Origin of the sequence: Pantoea sp. Morm (assembly GCF_016643525.1) — a bacterium.
GTDB classification, from domain to species: domain Bacteria; phylum Pseudomonadota; class Gammaproteobacteria; order Enterobacterales; family Enterobacteriaceae; genus Pantoea; species Pantoea dispersa.
Genome location: NZ_VOQX01000192.1, coordinates 1 through 2,838, shown reverse-complemented (window position 1 = coordinate 2,838; position 2,838 = coordinate 1). Strand labels below are relative to the sequence as shown.

Genomic DNA, 2,838 nt, shown 5'->3' with positions numbered 1-2,838 from the left:
GGATAACGCGAGAAAGACTGAATGATGCCGGCCCAGGTTTTGAAATCATTATCCATATCCAGCCGTGCGCCGGTGATGGTAATCTTTTCATAGCCTTCCGCTTTCACCAGCGACAGGTTTTTGAGCTCTTTGGTGGCATCGGTTGAAGCCATCGCGCCGGATTTTCCGCGCGCCGTTGACTTCAGGGTAGGAACAAACAGACCCAGGCGCATCAATGCGACCGGTTGTACGGTGTTATTTTTATTGGGATGAAGCTGAATAACTTCACCACTGTTTTTCGTCACCGACAGAAAAGGTTCAAGTAACGCCTTGTTTTCACTCTCTTTATCTGCCATAGCCTGAGATCTTCATTCTGTGGATGAAAAGGATCGGTATCTGATTACAGTGAACATTAACACTGTTTATAGTGAACATTCTACTGTCTATAGTGAATAAAGTACTGACTATAGTGGATACTTTACTGATTATAGTGAACACGATCACCTTCTCAGCCCTTGTCGGGTGCGGCCTGCCGCGATCGGGGATCTCTTAGGATCTCTTTTAGATCTCTTTATGATCTTTCTTTAAGATCTAATCACTGTATAAGTGGATAACCCGTTGAGGCGACTGATGCTGATAAGCGTTACCTGCAGAATACTCGCTTACGTCTTTAAATCACCCTGTGAGGGTGGAAAGTGAAAATCTTCCGGCCTGCGCTGTCTCTCAATTCATTTCAGGTGAACAACTTGCTCTCATCTATTCATTTTTCATCACCTGATGGCTGGCGTAAGGTAGATCCTACTCTGATCAACCCGAATATCTGACGAAGGCATCTTATGACTGATCACGTTATTTCACGTAATCCCACCAGCGGCGAAATCATTGCCACTTATCCCCTGCAAAGTGCAGCCGAGCTGGAAACGGCTTTACAGCAAAGCGCCAGCGCCTTTGCGCAGTGGCGTAACACAGAGATGGCACAGCGCGTGAAGGTGCTGCGCCAGCTGGGTGAGCAGCTGCGCCAGCGTCAGGATCAGCTGGCTAAGCTCGCCACGCTGGAAATGGGTAAACCCATTGCGCAGGCGCGTGCCGAAGTCCTGAAATGCGCCAGCCTGTGTGACTGGTATGCTGAACACGGACCGGCAATGCTGGCCGATCAGCCCACGCTGGTGGAAAACCAGCAGGCCTGGCAATCGTTTCGTCCACTCGGTGTGATCCTCGCGGTGATGCCGTGGAATTTTCCTTACTGGCAGGTCCTGCGCGGCGCGGTCAGCATGCTGCTGGCGGGCAACACCTACCTGCTGAAACACGCTCCAAGCGTCATGGGCTGCGCCTGGCTGATGCAGGAACTGTTTACCGCAACCGATTTGCCGCGCGGGGCATTCAATGTAATCAACGTTGATAACGACGGTGTTTCTGCAGCCATTAAAGATCCGCGCGTCGCGGCTATCGCCGTGACCGGAAGCGTGCGTGCTGGTGGGGCTATCGCCGCTCAGGCCGGTGCGGTACTGAAAAAAACCGTGCTGGAGTTAGGCGGCGCCGATCCTTTTATCGTGCTGGCGGATGCCGATCTGGATGCGGCAGTGGCCTCAGCGGTCACAGGACGCTACCAGAACAGCGGGCAGGTGTGTATGGCAGCCAAACGCTTCATTATTGAAGAGAGCATCGCAGAAGCGTTTGAGGCGCGTTTTAGCGCAGCCGTGCAGGCACTGAAAGTAGGCGATCCGCTGCAGGAAGAGACTTATATCGGTCCGATGGCACGCTACGATCTGCGCGATGAACTCGATCATCAGGTGCAGGAAACCCTGCAGCAGGGTGCACGTCTGGTGCTGGGCGGCCACAAGATCGAGGGCGTCGGCAACTATTATGCGCCAACCATTCTTGCCGACGTCACGCCCGCGATGACCGCTTTTCGTCAGGAGATCTTCGGGCCGGTGGCGGCGATCACCGTCGCGCGCGATGCGCAACATGCACTGCAGCTGGCGAATGACAGCGAGTTTGGCCTGAGCGCCACCGTGTGGAGCGGCAATGAAGCGCTGGCGCAGGAACTGGCAGAGCAGCTGGAAACCGGCGCGGTGTTTATCAACGGCAACGGCGCCTCAGATCCGCGCGTCGCTATCGGTGGCGTGAAAAAGAGTGGTTATGGCCGCGAACTCTCCAGCTTCGGCGTGCACGAGTTCTGTAACATCCAGACGGTGTGGAAAAACCGTCGCTAACCCGGTCGGGGCGCGCCATACTGTGCGCCCCAACTTCCGGAAGCCATCCTTGTATGCAGACGCCAGGCATCCTCATTCTTGCTGCCGGTCTCGGCAGCCGCTTTCGTCAGGCCGGCGGTACCGGGCACAAACTGCTGGCACCGTATCCTGACGATAATGACGTACCTCAGCCGCTGCTGAAGCTGACGCTGCAGCAGGCGCAGCGCAGCGGTTTGCCGCTTCTCCTCATTATTCGGCCGGAAGATCGCGCCATTCAACAGCTGGCACAGCAGTGCGGCGTCGCGACCTGCACTATTGCCAGCGCCGGCAGCGGTGAAAGCATTGCCGCTGGCGTGCGGGCCACCGCCCACTGGCATGGCTGGCTGATCGTACCGGGTGATATGGCGTGGGTGAGGGCGGAGGATCATCAATGCGTGGCGCAGGCGCTGCGCAACGGTGCGCCGCAGGTACGGCTCAGCTGGCAAAATCAGCCGGGCCACCCGGTGGGATTTGCCGCGCACTATGGCGCGGCGCTCGTTCAACTGCAGGGCGACAGCGGTGCCCGCGCGCTGCTTGACCCGGCTATTCTCATCACTCTGCCGGCCCATCAGGGCACGATCCGCGACGCGGATCTGCCACGATCCGGGGCAAGCCGCTGACCGGCAGC

General features: G+C 57.0%; 2 protein-coding genes and 1 pseudogene. 2 read left to right on the top strand and 1 reads right to left on the bottom strand.

Annotated elements, in window-relative coordinates; all coding sequences use genetic code 11:
* Window positions 1-335: pseudogene (locus FT726_RS26610) on the bottom strand (replication protein RepA); the annotation flags it as partial.
* Between the two features lie 480 nt (window positions 336-815).
* On the opposite strand from FT726_RS26610, the gene FT726_RS26605 reads away from it, so the two are divergent.
* Together FT726_RS26605 and FT726_RS26600 are read left to right on the top strand one after the other, a co-directional pair.
* A complete protein-coding gene (locus FT726_RS26605; RefSeq protein WP_288423680.1) occupies window positions 816-2,192 on the top strand; it encodes an aldehyde dehydrogenase family protein in 1,377 nt (458 codons plus the stop codon).
* 53 nt (window positions 2,193-2,245) lie between these two features.
* Complete coding sequence (locus tag FT726_RS26600) at window positions 2,246-2,830, top strand: NTP transferase domain-containing protein (protein ID WP_346303780.1); 585 nt, start codon at window positions 2,246-2,248, stop codon at window positions 2,828-2,830.
* Window positions 2,831-2,838 lie beyond the last annotated feature (8 nt).

Coding starts and splice junctions, on each gene's coding strand:
- FT726_RS26605 (WP_288423680.1), top strand. CDS start 816: ATGACTGATCACGTTATTTCACGTAATCCCACCAGCGGCGAAATCATT.
- FT726_RS26600 (WP_346303780.1), top strand. CDS start 2,246: ATGCAGACGCCAGGCATCCTCATTCTTGCTGCCGGTCTCGGCAGCCGC.